Source organism: Thermodesulfovibrio yellowstonii DSM 11347 (assembly GCF_000020985.1).
Taxonomy (GTDB): Bacteria; Nitrospirota; Thermodesulfovibrionia; order Thermodesulfovibrionales; family Thermodesulfovibrionaceae; genus Thermodesulfovibrio; species Thermodesulfovibrio yellowstonii.
Window position 1 is genome coordinate 1,378,361 of the sequence record NC_011296.1, and the last position, 22,732, is coordinate 1,401,092.

The 22,732-nt window shown below is 34.4% G+C and carries 28 protein-coding genes and 1 tRNA gene; 1 reads left to right on the forward strand and 28 read right to left on the reverse strand.

What is annotated here, in order from left to right; all coding sequences use genetic code 11:
- Nucleotides 1-11: 11 nt before the first annotated feature.
- The 24 genes from rplN to THEYE_RS07210 all read right to left on the reverse strand — a co-directional run bounded on the left by rplN (nucleotide 12) and on the right by THEYE_RS07210 (nucleotide 16,192).
- Complete coding sequence (gene rplN / locus THEYE_RS07095; protein WP_012545550.1) at nucleotides 12-380, reverse strand: 50S ribosomal protein L14; 369 nt, start codon at nucleotides 378-380, stop codon at nucleotides 12-14.
- Nucleotides 377-628 (reverse strand): 30S ribosomal protein S17, encoded by a 252-nt coding sequence (gene rpsQ, locus THEYE_RS07100; protein WP_012546149.1) that lies wholly within the window; start codon nucleotides 626-628, stop codon nucleotides 377-379. The genes rplN and rpsQ overlap by 4 nt, the downstream gene beginning before the upstream one ends.
- Nucleotides 629-655: 27 nt before the next feature.
- Nucleotides 656-874, reverse strand: a complete 219-nt coding sequence (gene rpmC / locus THEYE_RS07105; RefSeq protein ID WP_012544971.1) for a 50S ribosomal protein L29 — start codon at nucleotides 872-874, stop codon at nucleotides 656-658.
- On the reverse strand, nucleotides 871-1,290 hold the full coding sequence (gene rplP, locus THEYE_RS07110) for a 50S ribosomal protein L16 (RefSeq protein ID WP_012545254.1): 420 nt from the start codon (nucleotides 1,288-1,290) through the stop codon (nucleotides 871-873). Before rplP ends, rpmC begins: the two co-directional genes overlap by 4 nt.
- 20 nt (nucleotides 1,291-1,310) lie before the next feature.
- Nucleotides 1,311-1,961, reverse strand: a complete 651-nt coding sequence (gene rpsC / locus THEYE_RS07115; RefSeq protein WP_012545204.1) for a 30S ribosomal protein S3 — start codon at nucleotides 1,959-1,961, stop codon at nucleotides 1,311-1,313.
- A gap of 15 nt (nucleotides 1,962-1,976) precedes the next feature.
- Entirely contained in the window at nucleotides 1,977-2,318 is a 342-nt protein-coding gene (rplV, locus tag THEYE_RS07120) for a 50S ribosomal protein L22 (RefSeq protein WP_012546606.1), read from the reverse strand.
- Between the two features lie 3 nt (nucleotides 2,319-2,321).
- Nucleotides 2,322-2,609 (reverse strand): 30S ribosomal protein S19, encoded by a 288-nt coding sequence (rpsS, locus tag THEYE_RS07125; RefSeq protein ID WP_012545511.1) that lies wholly within the window; start codon nucleotides 2,607-2,609, stop codon nucleotides 2,322-2,324.
- A 12-nt stretch (nucleotides 2,610-2,621) separates the two neighbouring features.
- Complete coding sequence (rplB, locus tag THEYE_RS07130; protein WP_012546860.1) at nucleotides 2,622-3,440, reverse strand: 50S ribosomal protein L2; 819 nt, start codon at nucleotides 3,438-3,440, stop codon at nucleotides 2,622-2,624.
- Complete coding sequence (gene rplW, locus THEYE_RS07135) at nucleotides 3,441-3,728, reverse strand: 50S ribosomal protein L23 (protein ID WP_012546250.1); 288 nt, start codon at nucleotides 3,726-3,728, stop codon at nucleotides 3,441-3,443.
- Nucleotides 3,728-4,360, reverse strand: a complete 633-nt coding sequence (gene rplD / locus THEYE_RS07140; protein WP_012546805.1) for a 50S ribosomal protein L4 — start codon at nucleotides 4,358-4,360, stop codon at nucleotides 3,728-3,730. The genes rplW and rplD overlap by 1 nt, the downstream gene beginning before the upstream one ends.
- The gene (rplC, locus tag THEYE_RS07145; RefSeq protein WP_012545966.1) at nucleotides 4,357-4,974 is read right to left on the reverse strand and encodes a 50S ribosomal protein L3; all 618 of its coding nucleotides are present in this window, start codon (nucleotides 4,972-4,974) and stop codon (nucleotides 4,357-4,359) included. The genes rplD and rplC overlap by 4 nt, the downstream gene beginning before the upstream one ends.
- A complete protein-coding gene (gene rpsJ, locus THEYE_RS07150) occupies nucleotides 4,971-5,276 on the reverse strand; it encodes a 30S ribosomal protein S10 (RefSeq protein WP_012545341.1) in 306 nt (101 codons plus the stop codon). Before rpsJ ends, rplC begins: the two co-directional genes overlap by 4 nt.
- Before the next feature lies 1 nt (nucleotide 5,277).
- The gene (gene tuf, locus THEYE_RS07155) at nucleotides 5,278-6,477 is read right to left on the reverse strand and encodes an elongation factor Tu (protein ID WP_012545401.1); all 1,200 of its coding nucleotides are present in this window, start codon (nucleotides 6,475-6,477) and stop codon (nucleotides 5,278-5,280) included.
- Between the two features lie 31 nt (nucleotides 6,478-6,508).
- Nucleotides 6,509-8,593: an elongation factor G gene (fusA, locus tag THEYE_RS07160; RefSeq protein WP_012545225.1), complete on the reverse strand. Its 2,085-nt coding sequence runs from the start codon at nucleotides 8,591-8,593 to the stop codon at nucleotides 6,509-6,511.
- A 13-nt stretch (nucleotides 8,594-8,606) separates the two neighbouring features.
- Nucleotides 8,607-9,077 carry a 30S ribosomal protein S7 gene (gene rpsG / locus THEYE_RS07165; RefSeq protein WP_012545233.1) on the reverse strand — a complete coding sequence of 157 codons (471 nt, stop codon included), beginning with the start codon at nucleotides 9,075-9,077 and terminating at the stop codon, nucleotides 8,607-8,609.
- Nucleotides 9,078-9,090: 13 nt separating this feature from the next.
- The gene (gene rpsL, locus THEYE_RS07170; protein ID WP_012545079.1) at nucleotides 9,091-9,462 is read right to left on the reverse strand and encodes a 30S ribosomal protein S12; all 372 of its coding nucleotides are present in this window, start codon (nucleotides 9,460-9,462) and stop codon (nucleotides 9,091-9,093) included.
- Nucleotides 9,463-9,685: 223 nt separating this feature from the next.
- Entirely contained in the window at nucleotides 9,686-10,348 is a 663-nt protein-coding gene (locus THEYE_RS07175; protein WP_164924856.1) for a zinc dependent phospholipase C family protein, read from the reverse strand.
- 17 nt (nucleotides 10,349-10,365) lie between these two features.
- Complete coding sequence (gene pth / locus THEYE_RS07180) at nucleotides 10,366-10,929, reverse strand: aminoacyl-tRNA hydrolase (RefSeq protein WP_012545410.1); 564 nt, start codon at nucleotides 10,927-10,929, stop codon at nucleotides 10,366-10,368.
- Nucleotides 10,930-10,937: 8 nt separating this feature from the next.
- On the reverse strand, nucleotides 10,938-11,582 hold the full coding sequence (locus THEYE_RS07185) for a 50S ribosomal protein L25 (protein ID WP_012546254.1): 645 nt from the start codon (nucleotides 11,580-11,582) through the stop codon (nucleotides 10,938-10,940).
- A gap of 14 nt (nucleotides 11,583-11,596) precedes the next feature.
- Nucleotides 11,597-12,541 (reverse strand): ribose-phosphate pyrophosphokinase, encoded by a 945-nt coding sequence (locus THEYE_RS07190; protein ID WP_012546354.1) that lies wholly within the window; start codon nucleotides 12,539-12,541, stop codon nucleotides 11,597-11,599.
- A 48-nt stretch (nucleotides 12,542-12,589) separates the two neighbouring features.
- Nucleotides 12,590-12,661, reverse strand: a tRNA-Gln gene (locus THEYE_RS07195).
- A gap of 27 nt (nucleotides 12,662-12,688) precedes the next feature.
- Entirely contained in the window at nucleotides 12,689-13,546 is an 858-nt protein-coding gene (ispE, locus tag THEYE_RS07200) for a 4-(cytidine 5'-diphospho)-2-C-methyl-D-erythritol kinase (RefSeq protein ID WP_012545467.1), read from the reverse strand.
- Nucleotides 13,546-15,216: a tetratricopeptide repeat protein gene (locus tag THEYE_RS07205; protein WP_164924857.1), complete on the reverse strand. Its 1,671-nt coding sequence runs from the start codon at nucleotides 15,214-15,216 to the stop codon at nucleotides 13,546-13,548. The genes ispE and THEYE_RS07205 overlap by 1 nt, the downstream gene beginning before the upstream one ends.
- A gap of 433 nt (nucleotides 15,217-15,649) precedes the next feature.
- Nucleotides 15,650-16,192: a ferredoxin domain-containing protein gene (locus tag THEYE_RS07210; RefSeq protein WP_012545519.1), complete on the reverse strand. Its 543-nt coding sequence runs from the start codon at nucleotides 16,190-16,192 to the stop codon at nucleotides 15,650-15,652.
- A gap of 58 nt (nucleotides 16,193-16,250) precedes the next feature.
- Here THEYE_RS07210 and uvrA point away from each other — a divergent pair, with 58 nt between their 5' ends.
- Nucleotides 16,251-18,998: an excinuclease ABC subunit UvrA gene (gene uvrA, locus THEYE_RS07215; protein ID WP_012545482.1), complete on the forward strand. Its 2,748-nt coding sequence runs from the start codon at nucleotides 16,251-16,253 to the stop codon at nucleotides 18,996-18,998.
- Here the strand turns inward: uvrA and THEYE_RS07220 are convergent.
- Genes THEYE_RS07220 through THEYE_RS07235 form a run of 4 tightly spaced genes read right to left on the reverse strand, consistent with a single transcriptional unit; the run spans nucleotide 18,987 to nucleotide 22,730 of the window.
- Nucleotides 18,987-20,105 carry a baeRF10 domain-containing protein gene (locus THEYE_RS07220; RefSeq protein WP_012546631.1) on the reverse strand — a complete coding sequence of 373 codons (1,119 nt, stop codon included), beginning with the start codon at nucleotides 20,103-20,105 and terminating at the stop codon, nucleotides 18,987-18,989. The two genes, uvrA and THEYE_RS07220, sit on opposite strands and share 12 nt — an antisense overlap.
- Nucleotides 20,098-21,171, reverse strand: coding sequence for an AI-2E family transporter (locus THEYE_RS07225; RefSeq protein WP_012546360.1), 1,074 nt, complete (start codon nucleotides 21,169-21,171; stop codon nucleotides 20,098-20,100). The genes THEYE_RS07220 and THEYE_RS07225 overlap by 8 nt, the downstream gene beginning before the upstream one ends.
- 3 nt (nucleotides 21,172-21,174) lie before the next feature.
- Entirely contained in the window at nucleotides 21,175-21,816 is a 642-nt protein-coding gene (locus tag THEYE_RS07230; RefSeq protein ID WP_012545256.1) for a gamma-glutamyl-gamma-aminobutyrate hydrolase family protein, read from the reverse strand.
- Nucleotides 21,813-22,730, reverse strand: coding sequence for an N-acyl-D-amino-acid deacylase family protein (locus THEYE_RS07235; protein ID WP_012546137.1), 918 nt, complete (start codon nucleotides 22,728-22,730; stop codon nucleotides 21,813-21,815). Before THEYE_RS07235 ends, THEYE_RS07230 begins: the two co-directional genes overlap by 4 nt.
- Nucleotides 22,731-22,732: the final 2 nt, after the last annotated feature.

A 22,732-nucleotide genomic window follows, 5' to 3' on the forward strand; every position in this document is an offset into this window, starting at 1 on the left:
TATTCCTCCACCTAAATAACTTCTGGTGCAAGTGAAACTATTTTTGTAAACTCTTTCCACCTCAGTTCCCTTGCAACAGGACCAAATATTCTTGTACCAATTGGTTCAAGTTGATTATTAACCAGCACGACTGCATTCTGATCAAATCTTATATAAGAACCATCATTTCTTCTAACACTTCTGCGTAATCTAACAATAACAGCCTTAGCTACAGAACCTTTTTTTATGTTGCTGTCAGGTAAAGCCTCTTTGACGCTTACTATGATAACATCTCCTAAACTTGCATATTTTCTGTTAGAACCCCCAAGTACTCTTATGCACTGCACTCTTTTTGCGCCTGAATTATCAGCAACCTCAAGAATGCTTCTTGGCTGAATCATTGAGTATCACCCTCCTTAACAATTCTTAAAACCTTCCATCTTTTGGTTTTACTTATTGGACTGCTTTCAATTATTTCTACCATGTCACCAAGCTGACAAATATTTTCTTCATCATGTGCTTTGTACTTCTTTCTTGTTTTAATAGTCTTTTTGTAAAGAGGATGCTGAAAAACTCTCTCAACTGAAACAACCACTGTTTTGTCCATTTTATCACTTACAACTGTGCCCTTTAATATCTTTTTCGGCATATCCTTAACTCCTTATACCTCTTTCTTTTAATTCTTGTGGGCTTCGCCCTTAGAAGACATCATAGTTTTTTCTGTAATTATAGTTAATATTCTTGCAATATCTTTCTTAACCGCTTTCATTCTTTTTACATTCTGTAGCTCACCTTTAGCAAGTTGAAATCTTAAATTGAACAATTCTCTGCGTAATTCTTTCTCTTTTTTCCTTAGTTCTTCTATTGAAAAATTTCTTAATTCTGTAGCCTTCATACAAAACTCTCCTGCCTCTTTACAAATTTTGTTTTCACTGGAAGCTTATGAGATGCAAGCTCAAATGCTTCTTTTGCAATTTCTTCTGAAACTCCTGACAGTTCAAAAAGAATTCTACCAGGTTTAACAACAGCAACCCAAAACTCAGGATTTCCTTTTCCTTTACCCATTCTGGTTTCAGCAGGCTTACGAGTAATAGGTTTATCAGGGAAAATCCTTATCCAGAGCTTACAACCTTTTTTAGCATGTCTCATTATCGCTACTCTTGCTGCCTCAATCTGTCTTGCTGTAATCCATGCAGGCTCAAGAACCTTAAGTCCATATTCCCCAAATGATACAGTACTACCTCTGTAAGCAATACCGTTCATTCTGCCTTTTTGCATTTTACGAAATTTAACTTTTTTAGGAGCTAACATAATTTATTCCTCTCCGCAAATTAATAGTTATAATTTATATATTGCCCTGGCTGAACTTCACCCTTAAATATCCAGACCTTGACACCAATTATTCCATATGTAGTCTTTGCCTCTGCAAAGCCGTAATCAATATCTGCTCTAAACGTGCTTAAAGGCACTCTTCCTTCCCTGTACCATTCAGTTCTTGCTATTTCTGCTCCTGCCAATCTTCCAGCACATGATACTTTAATACCTTTAGCTCCAAATCTCATTGAAGACGCCACAGCCCTTTTCATTGCTCTACGATAAGCAACTCTTTTTTCTATCTGAAGTGCTACATTCTCAGCAACTAATTGAGCATCAAGCTCAGGTCTTCTTACTTCCTTTATTTCAATATTTGCCTGTTTACCTGTTTTTTCTTCTACTTCTTTTTTCAATCTTTCAACTTCCGCGCCCTTTTTACCAATAATTATTCCTGGTCTGGCTGCAAATATTAAAACTCTAACTTTTTCTCCAACTCTTTCTATCTCAATCTTGGATATTCCAGCATGATAAAGTTTGTCTTTCAACATTTTTCTAAGTTTAAGGTCCTCTATTAACTGATCCGCATATCCTTTTTTAGCAAACCATCTACTTTCCCATGTCCTGATTATTCCTAATCTGTTGCCTATCGGATTTGTTTTTTGACCCAACTCAACACCCCCGCTTTAATTTTCTTCAATACCAACATATATTGTAATATGTGAAGTTTTCTTTTTAATAATATTCGCTCTTCCCATAGCTCTATGCTCAATTCTTTTCATCATCGGACCCTGATCAACACAGGCTTTGACTATTTTTAAATTATCAATATCCAATCTTGGATTTTTTTGCTCAGCATTTGCTAAAGCAGATCTTAAAACTTTTTCAATTATACGAGCGCCTTTATGAGGCATGTACTTCAAAGTCAATAAAGCCTCACCTGCTTTTTTCCCGCGAATTAAATTCATAACTCTTCTTGCCTTAGTTGGAGTTATACGAGCATATCTTAATATAGCCCTTGCTTCCATTTTCTATTTCCCCTTAGCCTTTTTCTTTTCTTCGGAGCCTGCATGACCTTTAAAAGTTCTTGTAGGTGCAAATTCTCCGAGTTTATGTCCAATCATATTTTCAGTCACATATACAGGAATAAACTTTCTTCCATTATGAACTGCAAACGTAAGTCCAATAAATTCTGGAATAATTGTTGACCTTCTTGACCAAGTCTTTATAGGCTTTTTATCTCCTGACTCCAGAGCTTTTTTTACTTTTTCCATAAGTTTAACATCCACAAACGGACCTTTTTTAAGCGATCTTGGCACCTTTAACCCCCTTTACTTCCGCCTCTTTATTATAAACTTATCAGTTCTCTTATTTTTTCTTGTTTTCACTCCTTCAGGTTTACCCCATGGTGTACATGCAGCTCTTCCTCCTGAAGATTTACCTTCACCGCCTCCTAAAGGATGATCAATTGGATTCATTGCAACTCCTCTAACTGAAGGACGCCTGCCCATATGTCTTGTTCTTCCAGCTTTTCCTATTATTACATTCTCGTGTTCAAGATTGCTTACCTGTCCTATAGTGGCAAAACAATTCACATTTATCAATCTTACCTCTCCTGAGGGCAGTTTTACGTGAGCATATTTACCCTCTTTAGCCATTAGCTGAGCTGCTGTCCCAGCACTTCTTACAAGCTTACCTCCTCCATTTGGGAAAAGTTCTATATTGTGTATCATCGTTCCCAGAGGTATTTCCTTAAGAGGCAAAGCATTTCCAACCTTTATGTCTATACCAGAACCGCTCATTATTGTATCCCCCACCTTTAATCCATCTGGCGCAAGAATATATCTATATTCTCCATCCATATACTTCAAAAGAGCTATTCTGGCTGATCTGTTGGGATCGTACTGTATGCTTTCTATTTTTGCTGGAATGCCATGTTTATTTCTTTTAAAGTCTATAATTCTGTAAAGCTTCCTATTCCCTCCGCCTTTTAACCAAGAGGTTATTCTACCCTGATTATTTCTACCTTTTCTCTTTTTGATACATGTAGTTAATGGCTTATAGGGCTCATCTTTTGTTATTTCACTAAAATCATGATACGTTACAAATCTTCTGCCTGCTGATGTTGGTTTACATCTTCTTATACCCATTTATACACCCTCTATCAAATCTAATTTCTCCCCTGCTTTCAGGGTAACTATTGCTTTTTTTGTTTTTTTTGTCTTCGTGAAATGAAGTCCAACTCTTTTTATTTTCGGCTTCACATTAATAATGCTCACACTGTCAACCTTAACTTTAAATATCTCCTCAAAAGCTTTCTTAACCTGAACCTTGTTTACATCAGGATGAACCTCTATAACAACCTTATTTTGACTTTCTTTGAGATTCAAAGCTTTTTCTGTAAAAACAGGTTTTTTTATTATGCTGTAAATATCCATCAAGAAACCCCCTTAATACTGAGCAACTTATCAAGTCCTGCAACTGTAAATACTACCTTATCAAACATTGCTACATGATAAGCATTCAGATCTTCTGCTCTTACAACACCTATATATGGAATATTTCTTGCTGAAAGAAGCACTTTTTCATCCTTCTCTGGAAGAGCTATCAGGACAGAGCTTTCTTCAAGCTGTAAATTCTTTAAAATTTCTACCATATCCTTTGTTTTTATCCTATTGAGAGATAAATTATCAAGCAACAAAATCTCATTATCTCTATATTTCATTGTAAGCGCCTTAAATAATGCCGTATCCTTCATCTGCTTAGGAAGTTGAATATAGTAATCTCTTGGCTTAGGTCCGAATACTATTCCGCCTTTTCTCCACAAAGGTGATCTAATGCTTCCATGTCTTGCTCTTCCTGTATGCTTCTGCCTCCATGGCTTTTTACCTCCGCCTGAAACTTCAGACCTTGTCTTTGTACAATGTGTCCCCTGCCTCTGATTTGCCATATAGGCAACCACTGCTGTATGAACCACAGATTCAGAAGCGGAATTATTGAAAACAATATCAGGAACTTCTTTTTTACCAACTATGTTGTTATTAATATCTCTTATCTCAATCTCTATCATGCTTCTACCTTCCATATTTGTAGAATTCCATTTTCACCACCCGGAACAGCGCCTTTCACAAGAAGCAAATTCTGTTCCGGAATAACATCAACAATTGTTAAATTTTTCACTGTGACCCTTTCATTTCCCATATGACCAGCCATACCCTTACCCTTCCATACTCTTGACGGGAAAGAACTTGCACCAATAGAACCAGGTGCTCTGTTAAACATAGAGCCATGCGTGTCAGGACCACCTGCAAAATTATGCCTTTTCATGACACCTTGGTATCCCTTTCCTTTTGAAATACCAGCTATACTTACCACATCACCCTTTGTAAATATCTCTACAGTAACCTTATCACCCACATTAAATCCTGTCATTTTAAATTCCTTTAAAACCCTACATGGAGGAATTCCTGCTTTTTTAAAAATTCCAAGCAAGGGTTTGGGTACATTTTTTTCTTTCTTGATCTCCTGAAAACCAAGCTGAACTGCTTCGTAACCATTCTTTTCCTTACTTCTTACCTGCACAATCCAGCACGGGCCTGCTTCTATTACTGTCACAGGAATAATTCTACCTTCTTCATCAAATATTTGAGTCATTCCTATTTTTTTACCTAAAATTGCCTTCATAGCTTTATCTCCACATCTACCCCTGCAGAAAGCTCCAACTTCATAAGAGCCTCCACTGTTTCGGGGGTGGGATCATGTATATCTATCAATCTTTTATGCACTCTTATTTCAAATTGTTCTCTTGATTTTTTATCCTGATTTGTTGACCTTAAAACAGTATACTTACTTATTTTTGTTGGCAAAGGCACAGGACCTGAAATCCTCGCACCTGTTTTTTTGACAGTATCCACTATCTCCTTAACAGACTGATCCAGAACCCTGTTGTCATAAGCTCTTAATTTTATTCTAATCTTTTGGTCCATTTTACTCCAGCACCTCTGTAACAACACCTGCACCTACTGTTCTTCCACCTTCTCTTATCGCAAATCTTAATCCCTCTTCCATCGCTATCGGTGCTATCAACTCTACACTTAAATTCACATTATCACCTGGCATTACCATCTCTACTCCATCTGGTAACTTTATCACTCCTGTCACATCCGTTGTCCTAAAATAAAACTGAGGCCTGTATCCATTGAAAAAGGGTGTATGCCTTCCTCCCTCTTCCTTTGTCAATACGTATACTTCTGCCTTAAACTTCGTATGCGGGGTTATGCTCCCAGGCTTCGCTAATACCATCCCCCTCTCTACTTCATCTTTGCCTATTCCCCTTAGTAACACTCCTATGTTGTCTCCTGCCCTTCCTTCATCCAGTATCTTACGAAACATCTCTACTCCTGTCGCTACTGTCTTACGGGTCTCCCTTAATCCCACTATCTCTACTTCATCTCCTACTTTGATTATTCCTCTCTCTACTCTCCCTGTTACTACTGTTCCTCTACCTGATATTGTGAATACATCTTCTATAGGCATTAAAAAGGGCTTGTCTATTGGCCTCTCAGGCTCTGGTATGTAGCTGTCTAATGCATCCAATAGCTCCTGTATCGGCTTATACTCTTCTGCATTGGGGTCTTTGCTGCTACTTTCTAATGCCTTCAATGCTGACCCCTTTATGATTGGTATCTCATCACCTGGAAATCCATACTTGCTCAATAATTCTCTCACTTCAAGTTCTACTAAGTCCAATAACTCTGGATCATCTACCATGTCTGTCTTGTTCATAAATACTACTATGTATGGTACTCCTACCTGCCTCGCAAGCAGTATGTGCTCTCTTGTCTGTGGCATAGGTCCATCATTCGCTGCTACTACTAATATTGAACCATCCATCTGTGCTGCTCCTGTTATCATGTTCTTTATATAGTCTGCATGACCAGGACAGTCTACATGCGCATAATGCCTCTTGTCTGTCTCATACTCTACATGCGCTGTGTTTATCGTTATCCCCCTCGCCTTCTCCTCAGGTGCATTGTCTATCTGATCATAACTCCTATACTGCGCCATACCCTTCAATTCCAAATACTTCGTTATCGCTGCTGTAAGTGTGGTCTTACCATGATCAATATGCCCTATCGTCCCTACATTTACATGCGGCTTCTTCCTCTCAAATTTTGCCTTTCCCATTATCTTCCTCCTTAAAATTCTCCTTAAACTTTTATTTATTATTTCCTTTTATCTTAGCAATTATCTGCTCTGTAAGATTCTTGGGGACCTCGTCATAATGTGAAAACTGCATTGTGTATGTACCTCTACCCTGCGTTTTTGATCTTAAATCAGTCGCATATCCGAACATTTCTGCTAATGGAACCATTGCCCTAATAACTTGGGCTTTTCCTCTTTTTTCCATAGATTGAATCTTTCCACGCCTTGAATTTATGTCTCCTATTACCTCACCCATATAATCTTCAGGAACAACAACTTCCACATCCATAATTGGTTCCAGCAAAACAATTTCACCTTTTTTACAAGCATCTTTAAATGCCATTGAAGCAGCAATTTTGAATGCAAGCTCTGAAGAATCAACCTCATGATATGAACCATCAAAAAGTGTTACTCTAACATCAACCACTGGATATCCAGCAAGAACTCCTCCTTCCATTGCTTCAACAATTCCTTTTTCAACAGCTGGAATAAACTCCCTTGGAATGGTTCCGCCAACAATTTTATTTACAAATTCAAAACCCTTGCCTCTCTCTAATGGCTCTATCTCAATCCAGACATGTCCATACTGACCACGTCCACCTGTCTGCCTGATAAACTTACCCTCTGCTTTGGCAGGCAGTTTAATTGTTTCTTTATAAGCAACCTGTGGTTTGCCGACATTTGCTCCAACTTTAAACTCTCTTGTAAGCCTATCAACAATTATCTCAAGATGCAGTTCTCCCATTCCTGAAATAATTGTCTGTCCAGTCTCTTCATTAAAACTCACCCTAAAAGAAGGGTCTTCCTGAGAAATCTTTTGCAATGAAAGAGATAATTTTTCCTGATCAGCTTTTGTTTTAGGTTCTATAGCAACAGAGATAACAGGCTCAGGAAATTCTATAGCCTCAAGAACAACAGGATTACTCTCATCGCAAAGAGTATCTCCAGTTAAAGTATTTTTCAAACCTACAATCGCAGCAATATCTCCTGCGCAAATTTCTTTTATTTCTTCTCTACGGTTTGAATGCATTCTAAAAATTCTTGCGACTCTTTCTTTTATATTTCTTGTAGAATTATATATATAACTACCAGATGTTAAAACACCAGAGTAGACTCTTACATAGGTAAGACTACCCATGTATGGATCTGCCATAATTTTAAATGCTAAAGCTGTCAATGGCTCATCTACTGAAGGCTTCCTTTCCACTTCAGTCCCATCTAAAGGATTCACTCCTCTTACAGGAGGAACATCAAGAGGAGAAGGTAAATAATAAACAATAGCATCAAGAAGCATCTGAACCCCTTTGTTTTTAAATGCAGAACCACAGAGAATAGGAGTAATTTTCATTTCCACTGTACCTTTTCTTATTGCAGCCCTTATTTCATCAGATGAAATAGGTTCGCCAGAAAGATATTTTTCCATAATCCTGTCATCTATATCACAAAGCGTCTCTATCATTTTGTCTCTGTATTTTTTTGCCTCTTCAATATATTCAGAAGGAATTTCATCTTCTACAAATTTAGCTCCAAGAGTTTCATCATCAAAATAATAAGCTTTCATTTCAACTAAATCTATAGGACCTCTGAATGTATCTTCTTTACCTATCGGAATCTGAACAGCAACAGGATTTGCACCGAGTTTTTCTATCATGCTTTCTACAGACATGAAAAAATCTGCTCCTATTTTATCCATCTTGTTCATAAAGGCTATTCTTGGCACTTTATATTTGTCTGCCTGTCTCCATACAGTTTCACTCTGAGGCTCAACTCCTGCTGAGGCATCAAATACAGCAATAGCACCATCAAGAACCCTTAAAGATCTCTCAACTTCAATTGTAAAGTCAACATGTCCTGGAGTATCTATTATATTAATTTTATGTTCCTTCCACATACAGCTTGTAGATGCCGCAGTTATTGTTATACCACGTTCCTGTTCCTGAGGCATCCAGTCCATTACCGCTGTGCCTTCATGGACCTCTCCTATTTTATATGTAACGCCGGTATAATACAGAATTCGCTCAGTAGTTGTTGTTTTACCGGCATCAATATGCGCCATAATACCAATATTTCTCGTTTTTTCAAGTGGGAATCTTTCCATATACTCCTCTAAATTACCACCTATAATGAGCAAATGCCCTATTGGCTTCTGCCATCTTGTGGGTTTCTTCTCTCTTTTTTATTGAAGAACCTACATTATTGTAGGCATCTAATATTTCGCCAGCAAGCCTTTCTTTCATAGTTTTTTCTTTTCGCTGTCTGGCATATGTTGTAAGCCATCTCAAAGCAAGACTTAATCTTCTATTAGGTCTTACCTCCATTGGAACCTGATATGTAGCACCTCCGACTCTGCGAGGCCTTACTTCAAGAACAGGCTTAATATTTTCAATTGCCTGCTTAAAGACCTTTAAAGGGTCCTGACCTGTTTTTTCTTTAATTATCTCAAATGCACCATAACATATTTTCTCACTAATGGATTTCTTTCCATCTTCCATAATTACATTTATTAATTTTGATACAAGTTTACTCTGATATTTTGGATCAGGCAAAACTTCTCTTTTTGGTACATAACCTCTTCTTGGCATCTTATACTCCTACTTATTTTGGTCTTTTAGTGCCGTATTTTGAACGACTCTGTCTTCTATTATTAACGCCTGCACAATCTAAGGTTCCCCTTACAATATGATATCTAACACCTGGTAAATCCTTCACTCTTCCACCTCTTACAAGAACTATTGAATGCTCCTGTAAATTATGTCCTTCTCCAGGTATGTAAGCTATTACCTCAACTCCATTTGTAAGCCTAACTTTTGCAACCTTTCTTAAAGCTGAATTAGGCTTTTTAGGAGTTGTAGTGTATACTCTTACGCACACCCCTCTTTTTTGAGGACATGACTGCAAAGCAGGTGATTTTGTTTTCTTTTCAACCTTTTCCCTGCCTTTTTTTACTAATTGCGAAATTGTCGGCACCTTTTCACCTCATATAATATACTTAAATTTACTTTAACAAAGTTTTAACATTTGCAGACAAGACTTTTTAGTTTATCAAAAAATAAAAACTCTGTCAAGTAAATAAATAGCCTAAAAATTGAAATATGTAAAAAATAATTTAACTAATTTTCCTTTAAAAAAGCAACTGGAAAATATCTAATAAAAAATGAGCTGACACTTAAAAGTTTTTGAACAGTCTTATTTAATTGTTTGGAGGAAGATTAATTATTTTTGAATGCTCTGTATTATTTAATAATTCTATCATTGCAGATAAAGATTTAAAATGCAATGATTCAAATAATTCTACATTTTTCAACTCTCCAGTATTAAAGGCTGAAAGAAATATTAAAGATTTGTAAATTTTTGTGCTTGTTTTTAAAGACAAAAATGATTGTGCAACAGCTTGTTCAAAAAATTTTTCGCTTATCTTTTTAACTTTTTTATTGATGGACATAATTTGAATCCAGTAATATCTATCAATAACTCTGTCTGCTTTGAGCTCAAACAATGCATGTTGAAGAGTTGTCAAATTTTTAATATCATTATGAAGCACAGCATCAGCAGCTAAATGCGTTAAATATCCGTAGGCAAAGGATTTTTCCTCTGGTGTTTTTGCTTCATTAAGAAGACAAAGCCCTGTTTTCCATGAATGAGGATTTTTATCCTCTGGTAAATATTTTTTGCCAAATACAGTATCTGGAATAATATTACCGTACATAAAATATTCTTTATAAAGTTTGATTATTGTTAATACTCCTGCAGGAACTAATCCTGAAAAAGAAAATATTTGCCCTGAAAGATACGCATGAGTCAGTGGTCCCCATGCATAGGAATTTTCTGGAAATATAAAAATTATAAAAAACAACAAAAACCAGACCATCCTCACAACCTGTTATAAATATTCATGGCTTTATTCACACCTTCATTAATTATAACAACAATTGACTCTACTGCCTCAGAAATTTTTTCTTGAATTTTAGCTCTTTGTTCTGATGTAAATGGACTCAAAACATATTCTGAAACATCTTGATAAGGGTTTTTGCCAATTCCTATCTTTATTCTTATAAAATCTTTAGTTCCGAGACTATCAATGATTGACTGAACTCCTTTATGCCCTCCTGAAGAACCATTTTTCTTTATTTTTATCTTCCCTAAAGGCATGTCCACATCATCATGAATTACAATTAAAGATTCAGGCAAATTCTTCAGAATCTTTTCATTTACAACCTTTTTTACAGCAGTTCCACTTAAATTCATATATGTAGTCGGTTTTATAATAGTAATATCCTTATTTTCTAATCTCCACTCTGTGATATAGTAATCATTTTTTTCTTTAAATACCAATCCATATTTTCTTGCTAACTCATCAACAACCATGAAACCCACATTATGTCTTGTTTTTGCGTATTTTCTACCGGGATTGCCAAGTCCAACAATTACAATCATTCAGTTGTTTATTTTTCTTCCTCTTCTTCAGCTTTTTTACCTTTCTTTATAACTTCGGGTTCAACAGTTTCTTCTATAGAAGGAGCAACTTCTGCCTCCTCTTCTTCCACAGTCACTGTGGCAATAACCTCTTCAGGATTGGATATAACTTTTATTCCTTCTTCAAATTTAATGTCACTTACATGAACCGCATCTCCAACCTCTAAGTGAGAAACATCAACTTCAATATGACCAGGTATTTTCTCGGGAATTGCCTCAATTTCAATCTCTGAAATTCCGTGCTGAAGAACTCCTTTATCCTGTTTAACTCCTATAGGTTCACCAATAAGAACAACAGGAATGGTAACTCTAATTTTTTCAGTTGCGCTTACTTCCATAAAATCAACATGCAAAAGTTTTCCAGTTACTGGATCAACTTGATAATCCTGAAGTATTGCCTGTTTTTCTTGCCCATCCAGTTTAAGAGTGACAAATAATTTTTCCCTCGTAGCAATATTCATAAATGTGTAAAGTTCCTTTGTAGGTATCTGAACAGGAGTTGATTGTCCATTTTTATAAATCACGCAGGGTATAATTCCTTTACTTCTTAACTGTCTTGCAATACCTTTTCCTGTTCTTTCTCTTTTTTCTACATTTAGAATAAATTTTTCCATCCTACCTCTCCTCCTTATACAAATAATGAACTTATTGAAGTTTCTTCATGTATTCTTTTTATTGCTTCACCTAAAAGATGAGCAACAGTAAGAACTTTTATTTTTGGACATTTATCTTTTTTATCATAAACAGGAATTGTATCAGTAACTATAACTTCTTCAAGCACAGAATTATTAAGCCTTTCAATTGCTGGACCCGAAAGCACTGCATGAGTACATGCAGCAAATACTCTTTGCGCACCTTTTTCTTTCAAGGCATTTGCAGCCTGGACCAATGTTCCACCTGTATCAATCATGTCATCAATTATTAGAGCATCTCTATCTTTAACTTCTCCAATAACATGCATCACCTTTGAAACATTTGGAGCATCTCGTCTTTTATCTATTATTGCAAGAGGTGCGTTAATTTTTTTAGCAAAAGCTCTTGCTCTTTCTGTTCCACCTGCATCAGGCGAAACAACAGTAATGTTGTTTAAAAGATTGTTTTTCTTTAAATAATCTAAAATTACTGGAATCGCAAAAAGATGGTCAACAGGAATATCAAAAAATCCCTGAATCTGACCTGCGTGTAAATCAATAGATAAAACTCTGTTTGCTCCAGCAACTGTGATTAAGTTTGCAATCAACTTTGCTGATATAGGAACTCTAGGCTGAACTTTTCTATCCTGTCTTGCATATCCATAATAGGGAATAACAGCGGTAATTCTTCCAGCAGATGCTCTCTTTAATGCATCAATAATTAAAAGTAACTCCATAATATTGTGATTGACAGGAGTACAAGTAGGCTGTATAACAAATGCATCAGAGCCTCTAATATTCTCTTTGATCTGGACCATTATTTCACCATCGCTGAAAGTGCTAACCATGGTTTCAGTTAAAGGAATTTGCAAGTAATCACTAACCTTTTTTGCAAGCTCAGGATTTGCATTTCCTGTTATCAACTTGATACCATCAGGCATTCTCAACTCCTTAAAAATAAAATTACCCTCTTTCTGAGGGTTTATCTACTGGGGAGGCAGGATTCGAACCTGCGGATGGCGGATCCAAAATCCGCTGCCTTGCCACTTGGCGACTCCCCAAATTAAAATATTTCAATATTATTCATCTCATTTCAAGGGTTCAACAAGGGTCTGAACTACCCTGCACCAGTATCCTTCAAAAAATTTTAAAGCTTTTTGAGCATCTGTTTTATTGTTAAATAAACCAAATACTGTAGAGCCACTTCCACTCAAGAGACTGCTTTTCGCTCCAGCTTCTATTAGTTTTCTTTTAATTTTATCTATTTCAGGATATTTCTCTAAAACAGATTTTTCTAAATCATTCCATAAATAAAAATTATCAACATCTCCACTGTAGAGATGATTATATAATTGCCAAATATTATTATTTATTTTTTCATATTCTGTTGTCAATTCAGTTTTTAAATCTAAAGTTTTATATGCCCATTCTGTAGAAATACTGAAATCAGGTTTAACTAATAAAAGTGTATAAGATTTTGAAATTTTTAAAGGTTTAACTACATCACCCCTTCCTTCAACAATACAGATTGGAAGATAAAAGAAAAAAGGTATATCACTGCCAATTGAAGCACCTATTTCATGTAATGTTTTTATATCCAGATTAAGTTGCCATAACTCATTTAAAGCTTTTAAAGTAGTAGCTGCATCAGAACTCCCTCCTCCAAGACCTGCTCCTAAAGGAATTTCTTTTTTAAGAATAACAGTTACTCCTTTTTTTATTCCCGTATAATTCTGCAAAGCTTTAATTGCTTTGTATACTAAATTGTTTTCTTTTTTTATAAGTAAATCTGTTTCAATTTCTATCTTCTGAGAAGATTTAAAAATCAGAGTATCATGCAAATCAATGGCTTGCATTAGTGAAATAATATCGTGATATCCATCGTCTCTTTTTTTTAGGACTGAGATTGCCCAGTTTATTTTTGCAAATGCCTTGCAGGTGAGCATTATTTTTTTATGAGTGCTTGGACTTCCTTTATCTTTTTTTCCAATCTTTCTTTTAAACCTTCTTCTTTTTCATGATACTTCATAGCTTCTTGCCATGTCTGTAAAGCCTCTTTATAATTACCAAGCTCTTTATATATATCTCCAAGATGTTCAAGAATAACAGGGTCATCTTTTACATATTTTATCGCTTCAAGAAGATATTGCAAAGCATTTTTTTTATCACCAAGTTTGAAATAAACCCATCCAAGACTGTCAAGATAATATCCATTGTTTGGTTTTAATTGAACTGCTTTTTGTATCAGAGATAGTGCTTCTTTAAGATTAATACCTCTATCAGCATAACTATAACCAAGATAATTAAGAGCTTCTGCATGGTCAGGTTTTAAAGACAAAGTTTTTTTCATTAATTTTTCAGTTTCCTCAAACTTTCCAAGTTTATCAAACACAACTCCTGCTATAAAATTTACATCTGGATTTTCAGGAAACCTTGACAAAGCATTTTCAATATATTGTCTTGCCCGTTGATAATCTTTTAAATCCATAGCAGTCTCTGTAGCATAAATATAAATTTCAGGTACATCACCAGCAAACTGAAGAATCTCATCGTATATATTTAAAGCCTCTATAAGTTTTTTCTGTTTTAAATAAACTGTAGCAAGATTCAGAAAAGCATTAACCTGTTTTGGATTTATTGAAATAATCTGTTTTAATAAATGTTCTGCTTCACTTAATTTCCCTGTTTCAATATAGATTAAAGATAGATAATACATAAGATTCAAATCTTTTGGATGTTTTGAAAGAAGATATTCAAGCTCTTCAGTAGCTTTATCATACTGCTTTATTTGCAAATAAAGCAGTGCAAGTTTTTCATGAATCTGTTCTGACTCTGATTTTTGTTCTTTTAGTGTTTCAAGTTCTTTTATCGCTTCTTTATATGACTTCTGAGAAAGATACAGGTTTATTAAACGTTCTCTTGCAAAAAGATTTTCAGGATTTAGTTCTAATGCTTTCTTAAAATACAGTTCTGCGTCTTTCAAGTTACCCGCAAGTTCTTCAACTGCTCCGAGATTTGTATATGCAGGTTCATAATCAGGATTAAGCTTAAGAATTGTCTTAAAACTTTCACGTGCTGATTTAAAATCCTTTTTTTCAATATAAATTATCCCAAGAAAATGCAGAGCCATTATGTTTTCTGAGTCTTCTTTCAGTATTTTTTTAAATGTTTCAATGGCTTTATCATACATACCTGAGATAAGATATAAATTTCCAATTTTTGAAAGCATTTCAATTTTATTTGGTGATTGTTGAAGAATCTTTTCATAAACTTCAATAGCTTCTTTAACTTTCTTTTCTTTTACATAAACAGAAGCAAGCACCTGTAAAGCGTCTATATTTTCGGTATCTTCTTTTAATACATCAGTAATATAGTTTTTTGCTGTTTCCAGTTCATCAATTTTTAAATAAGTATCAGCTAAAATTATTTTTAGAAATTTTGATTGAGGATTTTCTTTTAATGCTTCTTTGTAAAAGACAATTGCTTTATTTAAATCTCCATTTATACTGGCATAATATCCAGCCATAAAATTAAAATAGACATTTTCTTCTTCAGCAGTTGCTGAAAAAGGCATAAAAAAAAATGAAATAAAAACAAACAATAAAATATAACGCATAAAATATTATGGCACACTCTGGAATAATAAAGAAAGGGGGAGAAATTCTCCCCCTTTTCAATTAGCAGGAACCTTTGCACTTACAGGTAGGCATTGGCTTCCCTGAAACTTTCTTAATCATCTTCAGCACCTCCCTTTCATAGGGATTTAAACCCCTTCATGAGGTTTTTTTTCAGAGCTTCATGCTCCAATTGAATTATATCAATTTTTTTACAAAAAAATGGAGATTTTTTATGACAGTCATTTTGAGAGTGCGTCCTATGAAAAATGGAGGATATTCCTCGGCTGCTTACGCAGCCTCGGAATGACAGGCATGGCAGGGAAAAGTTCAGACTCACAGATGGAGATAAATAAAAAATTGTTCAATAAAACATTGAGGGAACTTTTTTATAACCCCCTTGAAAATCAATAAACTGAAGAATTCAATTAGAACTTAAACAGGCTTTCTATCAAAGAAAATATTTTTACCCTTTATACTTAAAGGAATACCAAGTATTATTTGAGCATCCATAAGTCCAAGTTTTTTAGCAGTAGCACCTATAGAATACATTACTCTATTGTCAACTCCGAGTTCTTTGGCAACAGAAACCAGTGAACCTATTGCAATTCCTAAATCTATTGCTCTTATTGTGCATATAGGTCCTGAATATTCAACTTTAAATGTTTTTTGCTTAAGAATTGTATTACAGTCATAGCCACATGCTCCACAGTTTACTCCTGCAGGTTTTGTAAAATTAAGTCCAATAAGTATTACTGCTTCAGCATCCCTTACATTTTGAGCATCTCTTTTGAAAAATTTATGAGTTTCCTTTTGCCCAATTAATTCCATCTCCTGAGCAATTGCTTCTTTTTCTTCTTGGGATACAATTCCTGTAACAATTTCATCATCTCCCTTTGCTTTAGGTGCTGTCCTTGCTGAAATAAGCATTAATTTTGCGACAGTTTCAATTGCTTCTTTTTCTGGATTAAGCTTCATTATTACACCTCCTCAAACAATATTGATTTAATATTTTATCATACAGTTAGAATAAAAGATGCACAATAGCAGAAAAGAAGACTATCTCATAATAAAAGGAGCCAGACAAAATAACTTAAAGAATATAGACGTTATCATTCCTCATAACAAATTAACTGTAATAACTGGAATCTCTGGTTCTGGCAAATCATCTCTTGCTTTTGATACGATTTATGCTGAAGGACAGTGGCGATTTATTGAATGTATGTCAAGTTATGCAAGGGTTTTCATTGAAAAACTTCCAAGACCTGATGTTGATCTGATTGATAACTTAAGACCTACAATAGCACTTGAGCAGAGAAATCCGATTAAAGGCTCAAGGGCAACTGTTGGAACTCATACTGAAATTTATGATTATCTGAGAATAATTTTTTCAAAAGTAGCAAAACCTGTTTGCCCTAAATGTAATGAAGAAATAAAATCATGGAATTCCTCAAAACTTACCCAGGAACTTTTAGAAAAATATGCTGGCAAAAGAGCATTCATAGTATTTGAAACTGACGAATCTAAAGAAAAACTTATTCAACTTGGATTTTCAAGAGTTTTGATATTTGAAAATAACAATCCCATAGTAAAAGAACTCACAAAATCTGATGAAAAATTGAAAATGGTAATCGTTGATAGATTAGTCCTCAGCAATGCTTCAAGACTCAATGACTCACTTGAGATAGCATTCAGGATGGGTCAAGTAAAGATTTATATTGTTGAAGATGCTAATTTGCTTCACTTTTTTTCTGAACCAATATGTCCTTATTGCGGAATGAAAACCTCAGAACCCTCTCCTCTTCTTTTTTCATTCAATCATCCGCATGGAGCATGCCCTCAGTGTAAAGGATTTGGTTATCTCTTAAAATACGATGAAAGCATCATTGTTCCTGACAAAGAGCTTTCACTTGCTGAAGGAGCTATTGAGATATGGGAAAAACCAACACTTAAATGGTGGAAACAGCAACTTCTAAAAGGAGCAAAGCTTTCAGGTATAAATGTAAATATTCCTTATAGAATGCTGTCTCAAGAGCAAAAAAATCTCATCTTTACAGGAAATCAATATTTCTATGGAGTGAACGATTTTCTTGAAGAACTTGAAAAGAAGAGATATAAGGTTCATGTAAGAGTTTTCCTTTCAAGAATTAGGAAACCTGTTGTGTGTCCTCATTGTAAAGGCAAGCGACTTAAAGATACCGCACTGATGTTTAAAATAAATGGATTGGACATTGGAGATATAAATTTTATGTCCATAAGCCAACTAAAAGAATGGATTCAATCATTAAAGCTTTCTCAGGAAGAAGCAAAAATTTCAGAAGAACCTTTAAGGCAGATTTCTGAAAAACTTGAGTTTCTTGAAAGAGTAGGACTGAGTTACTTAACATTGGATAGGCAAATTAAAACTCTTTCTGGCGGTGAATATCAAAGGCTTAATATATCAAATCAGCTTTCAAATAGGCTTACAGCAACTCTTTATGTTCTTGATGAACCAACTGTAGGACTTCATCCAAAAGATACAGACAGAATTATTGCAGTTTTAAAGGATCTTACAGAGTATGGAAATACAGTTGTAGTGGTTGAGCATGATAAAGATGTAATCAAAAATGCAGACTGGTTAATTGAACTTGGACCTGGGGGTGGTAGTCTTGGAGGCGAAGTGGTTTATTCTGGAGAATTAAAAAAGTTTTTAAATCTTGATACTGTTACGGCTAATTACCTGAAAAAATCTGAATGCCTTGCAATTAAAAATTATAAAAATTTATTTAAAAATTTCATCACTTTGAAAAATGCTCATGGACACAACCTTAAAAATATAACAGTTCATTTTCCAATGAATGCCCTTACAGTAGTAACAGGAATTTCTGGTTCTGGCAAAAGTTCACTTGTAGTTGATACGTTTTATAAAGCGGTGGCAAATCAGCTCGGAATAGATACTCAAAAAGCTCTTGCTTTTGAAGACATTGAAGGTGTAAAAAATATTAAAGCAATAAAACTCATTGATCAGTCTCCTATTGGAAGAACACCAAAATCCATGCCCGTTACATATCTTGGACTTTATGGTAAGATTAGGGATATTTTTGCCTCTCAAAAAGAAGCTAAACTAAGAGGATTTTCTTCAGGAGCTTTTTCTGTAAACAGTCCACAGGGTTATTGCCCTCAGTGTAAGGGAGAAGGTTATATAAGAGTTCAGATGTTTTTTTTTGAGGACCTTTTTTTGCCCTGTGAAGACTGTGAAGGCAAAAGATTTAGGAAAGAAGTGCTGGAAGTAAAATATAAAGATAAAAACATACATGAAGTTCTGTCAATGAGTTTTGATGAAGCTTATGAATTCTTTTATGAGGATAACATTTTAAGAGAAAAAATAAATCTTATCAGAGAATTAGGTCTTGGTTATCTCAGATTAGGGCAGCCTGCAACAACTCTTTCTGGAGGAGAAGCACAGAGAATTAAAATCTGTGAAGAAATTCTTAGTTCTATCACAGGAAAAAAATCAACTCTTAAAGGGGTTGTTTATATACTTGATGAACCTACTGTTGGACTACACTATGAAGATATTAAAAAATTTCTTAACATCGTAAAAAGATTGCTTGATAAATCAGCAACAGTAATCATAATTGAACATAATCTTCAGGTAATTTCAGAGGCTCAGTGGATAATTGACCTTGGACCTGAAGGTGGAGATAAAGGAGGCCACCTTCTTTATGAAGGCGACCTCACTGAATTTTTAAAACTTGAAAACTCCTATACTGCTAAATATTTACGAGAATATTTAAAATCTTAAAAAAGCTCCTATACCACCATATTCAAGAAGTCTTTGTCTGTCTTTTTCATCTTTTATAACTTCAACTAAAGCAGACTGCTCAATTGCCATCTCTGTAGCTTTTTCTACAAGGTTATCGTTTTTCATAACACAACCTCCACATTCCATGCAGCATTCAACATTTTGAGTTGTTGCAAATCCACAATTCTGACAGATAAAACCTTCTACTATGTAATTTTTTGCGATAACGAGTTTCATAACTCTTCTATCTCTCAGATATTTAAATACATCATCAATTCCCATAACTGCATTATTATTTTTCAATGACCTTGTAATAAGCTCAGAAACTGTTTCTTTTTCTTTAGACCTTTCATATTCTTCAACGATTGGAATTACTTTTTCTAAAACCTCTTCTTTTGAAGCATATTTTTCAATGTTTGCTCTTCCCACTATTTTGAGCTTTATTTCATCATTGAGTATATTCATTAATTCAGAAATCGCCTCGTCAGGCCCTGCAACAATAAGTCTTCTGATATTTTTATCCTTAAGAAAGCTATCAAACTTATCAACTGCATCCTTTAGATGCATCTTTACATGATAATCAATATGTCTTTCATATCTTTTTTCTGCAAGAGCAAACCATCCACCTTTTTTGTGCTTTCCCGGGACATCTTCATGTTGAACCATTCCGTATTCCTCAATATCACCCAGAAAAACTAAAAATACTCTGGCTGCGCGTTTATCAACAAGAAGAACGCCATATTTCTGATAATTATCAAGTAAATCAAAAAGAGGGCTTGTACAAGGAGTTCTATCAACAACTAAATCATCCTTAAGCTCTACATTTAAATCATATCTTATCCAAAGGTTTTTAGCCGTGCAACTGTAAATAACAATAGATTTTTTAAAAGATTCTCTTTCACTTTGTAAAAAAGCTTCCATCTTGCCAAGATCATCTTTGCAAGCATTCTGAATATTTTCTGGTAAACTCTTTACAAGATTTTTAAACTTTGATAAGTAAGCCTGTTTTTTCCTTTCATTTGGAGAAACATTAAGAAAAAGGCTTACAACATAAGCATCGTTAAAATTAAATTTTTCAAGTTTTTCTAAATCCTTCCTTTCAAACATTTTCACTACCTCCTATAAAGTTCTTTAAAATTTCTAAGAATGAGACAAAAAGGCTAAAAACAAGAGGTCCAATTATAAAACCAATAAGTCCAAAAATTTTAATTCCACCAAGAACAGAAAGAAATATAAATATAAGGGGCAATTTAACTTTGCCTTTTATAATTAGAGGCTTCAAAACATTATCAATAAGGCTTATTATAAATGCTCCTACCATTGCAAGAATCAACCCCTTTATAATTAATCCCTTAGCCAGTAAATAAATAGAAGCCGGTCCCCATACAGCAAAAGCTCCTAAAACAGGTATGAAGGACGCAACCGCAGTTGCAAAGCCCCAGAGTGTTGATGAAGGCATATCAAGAAAATAAAAAGTTATTCCAAGAATTGTTCCCTGAAGCATGGCTATCAAAATACCACCATAAAAAGTTGTATAAATTATATTTCTAATTTGATTTCTGATAGAAGTTTTATCAACTTCCGCGAAAGGCAAGAATTCTTCAATTTTTTTTACAAAATGATGTCCATCTTTCAGAAAGAAAAAAGCAATAAAAAAAGTCAGTATCAAATTAAGAAAAAGGCTCAGTATATCACCAAATCCATGAGCAATTCTAAGTGCCCCTTCTTTCAATAATCCGCTGAGTTCATTTTTAATTATAATCTCAAGTGATGCAATGTCACCTCCTGTAATAAAACTTAATTTCTCAAGAATTTTTGAAAGTAATGGGTGAGACATTATTTCATTTATAAGCTCAGGAAGATTAACGCCTTTTATGAGTTCTCCTGCTTCAAGAATGATCTGATAAGAAACATAGACAAAGGGGAAAAGAAAAAGAACTATTACTAAAATTATCGTTACTACAGCTGTAAGTCCTCTGTATTTTAGAAATTTTTTTAAATAATCAAAAACAGGATGAAACACTAAAGCAATCACTATAGCCCACCCTGCAGAAGCAAAAAAAGATTTAAGTATTTGATAATTAAGATAACCCAGAATGCCAATAAAAAGTAGTAAAATCCAGATGTAAAAGCTTCTTTCAAGAGAAATTCTATATTTTTTGGATGGACTCATATTCTATTTTATCTTTTTTGCAAAACTCTTCCAAAGGTTTAAAGAAATTTCTCCCATGTGTCTTTCTGGATGCCATTGGACCCCGACAAAAAAAGGATGTTCTTTAAGATAAACACCTTCTATAACTTCATCCCTTGCCATGCAAAATATTTCAAGTCCATTGCCTAAAATTTTAATAGCCTGATGATGAGAACTATTTACAATATACTGCCCTTTTTCAAATAAAAAATTATCAGTTACTTGAATTTCATGATTATCTGAACTATGTTTTATCTGTGTCTCAATATTCTGGTAAAGATTCCCACCTAAAAATATATTCATAAGTTGCATTCCATAACATATTCCTAAAATTGGTTTCCCTGTTTCAATAAATGCTTTGAGAAGTTTCATTTCTGATAAAACTCTTTCATCAGGCACAAGATTTTTACAGGCTTTATTTTTTTCTCCATAAAAATTAGGATTTATATCTCCTCCTCCAGAAATTATCAAGGCTGAGATTTTATTAATATGAGTTAGTATTTTTTCTATCATATCAGGCGAGATTATTAGTGGAATAAAACCAAGATTAATAATAACTGTGGTATAATCCCTGTTTAGATAAAGTTTTTTTTCATCAATGCTACATGTGATTCCAACAATTTTCATAAAAGAACTCTTCCGTTTCTTCTCCCTGTCATTGAGCCTTCCAATACAGCAATTTCTCCGTTTACAATAACATATTTAATTCCCTTTGAAACATTGAATGGTTTTTCAAAACTGGCTCTGTCTTCAATCTCGGCTGGGTCAAAGATAACAATATCTGCAAAATAGCCTTCTTTTATAACTCCTCTTTTTTCAATCCTGAAGGTTCGTGCTGGTAAAGATGTTATTTTTCTTATTGCTTCCTCAAGTTTTAATAATCCCTTGTCTAAAATATATTTTTTTATAAATCTCGGGAAACTACCAAATCCTCTTGGATGTGGTTTACCATTTCTGGTAATTCCGCTTGTACATCTGGCAGAACTATCAGTGCCTATCATAACATAAGGTTGAGATAAAATTTTTTCAAGATTTTCTTCACTCATTCCAAAATATATTACTCCTACCATAAGATTTGAATGAATCAATAAATCACATGTAAATTGAGCAGCATTTTCAAGGGTAACAATTTCTCCTAATCTTTTACCTTCTAATGATTTATATTTATCAGAGGCAATATCAGAAATCAAAAGACTGTTTAGAAAATCTTCTCCTCGCTCTTTAAAATATTTTTTAATTTTGAGTCTTACATTTTTGTTTTTTAGTCTTTCTATAATATCCTCTCTGTTTCCTTCAATTATCCATGAGGGCAAGAAAGCATCAAGGTCTGTTTGAGAAGCAATATAGGGATATCTGTCCGCTGTTATTTGTATCCCTTTATTTTGTGCGTCTTTTATTATTTTTAAAATTACATCAATCTTCCACCAGTTGTCTCTACCAGATGTCTTGAGATGGGAAATATGAACAGGTATTTTTGCTTTCTTCCCAATTAAAATAGTTTCTTCTAAAGCTCCGATCACTCTATCACCTTCGCTTCTCATGT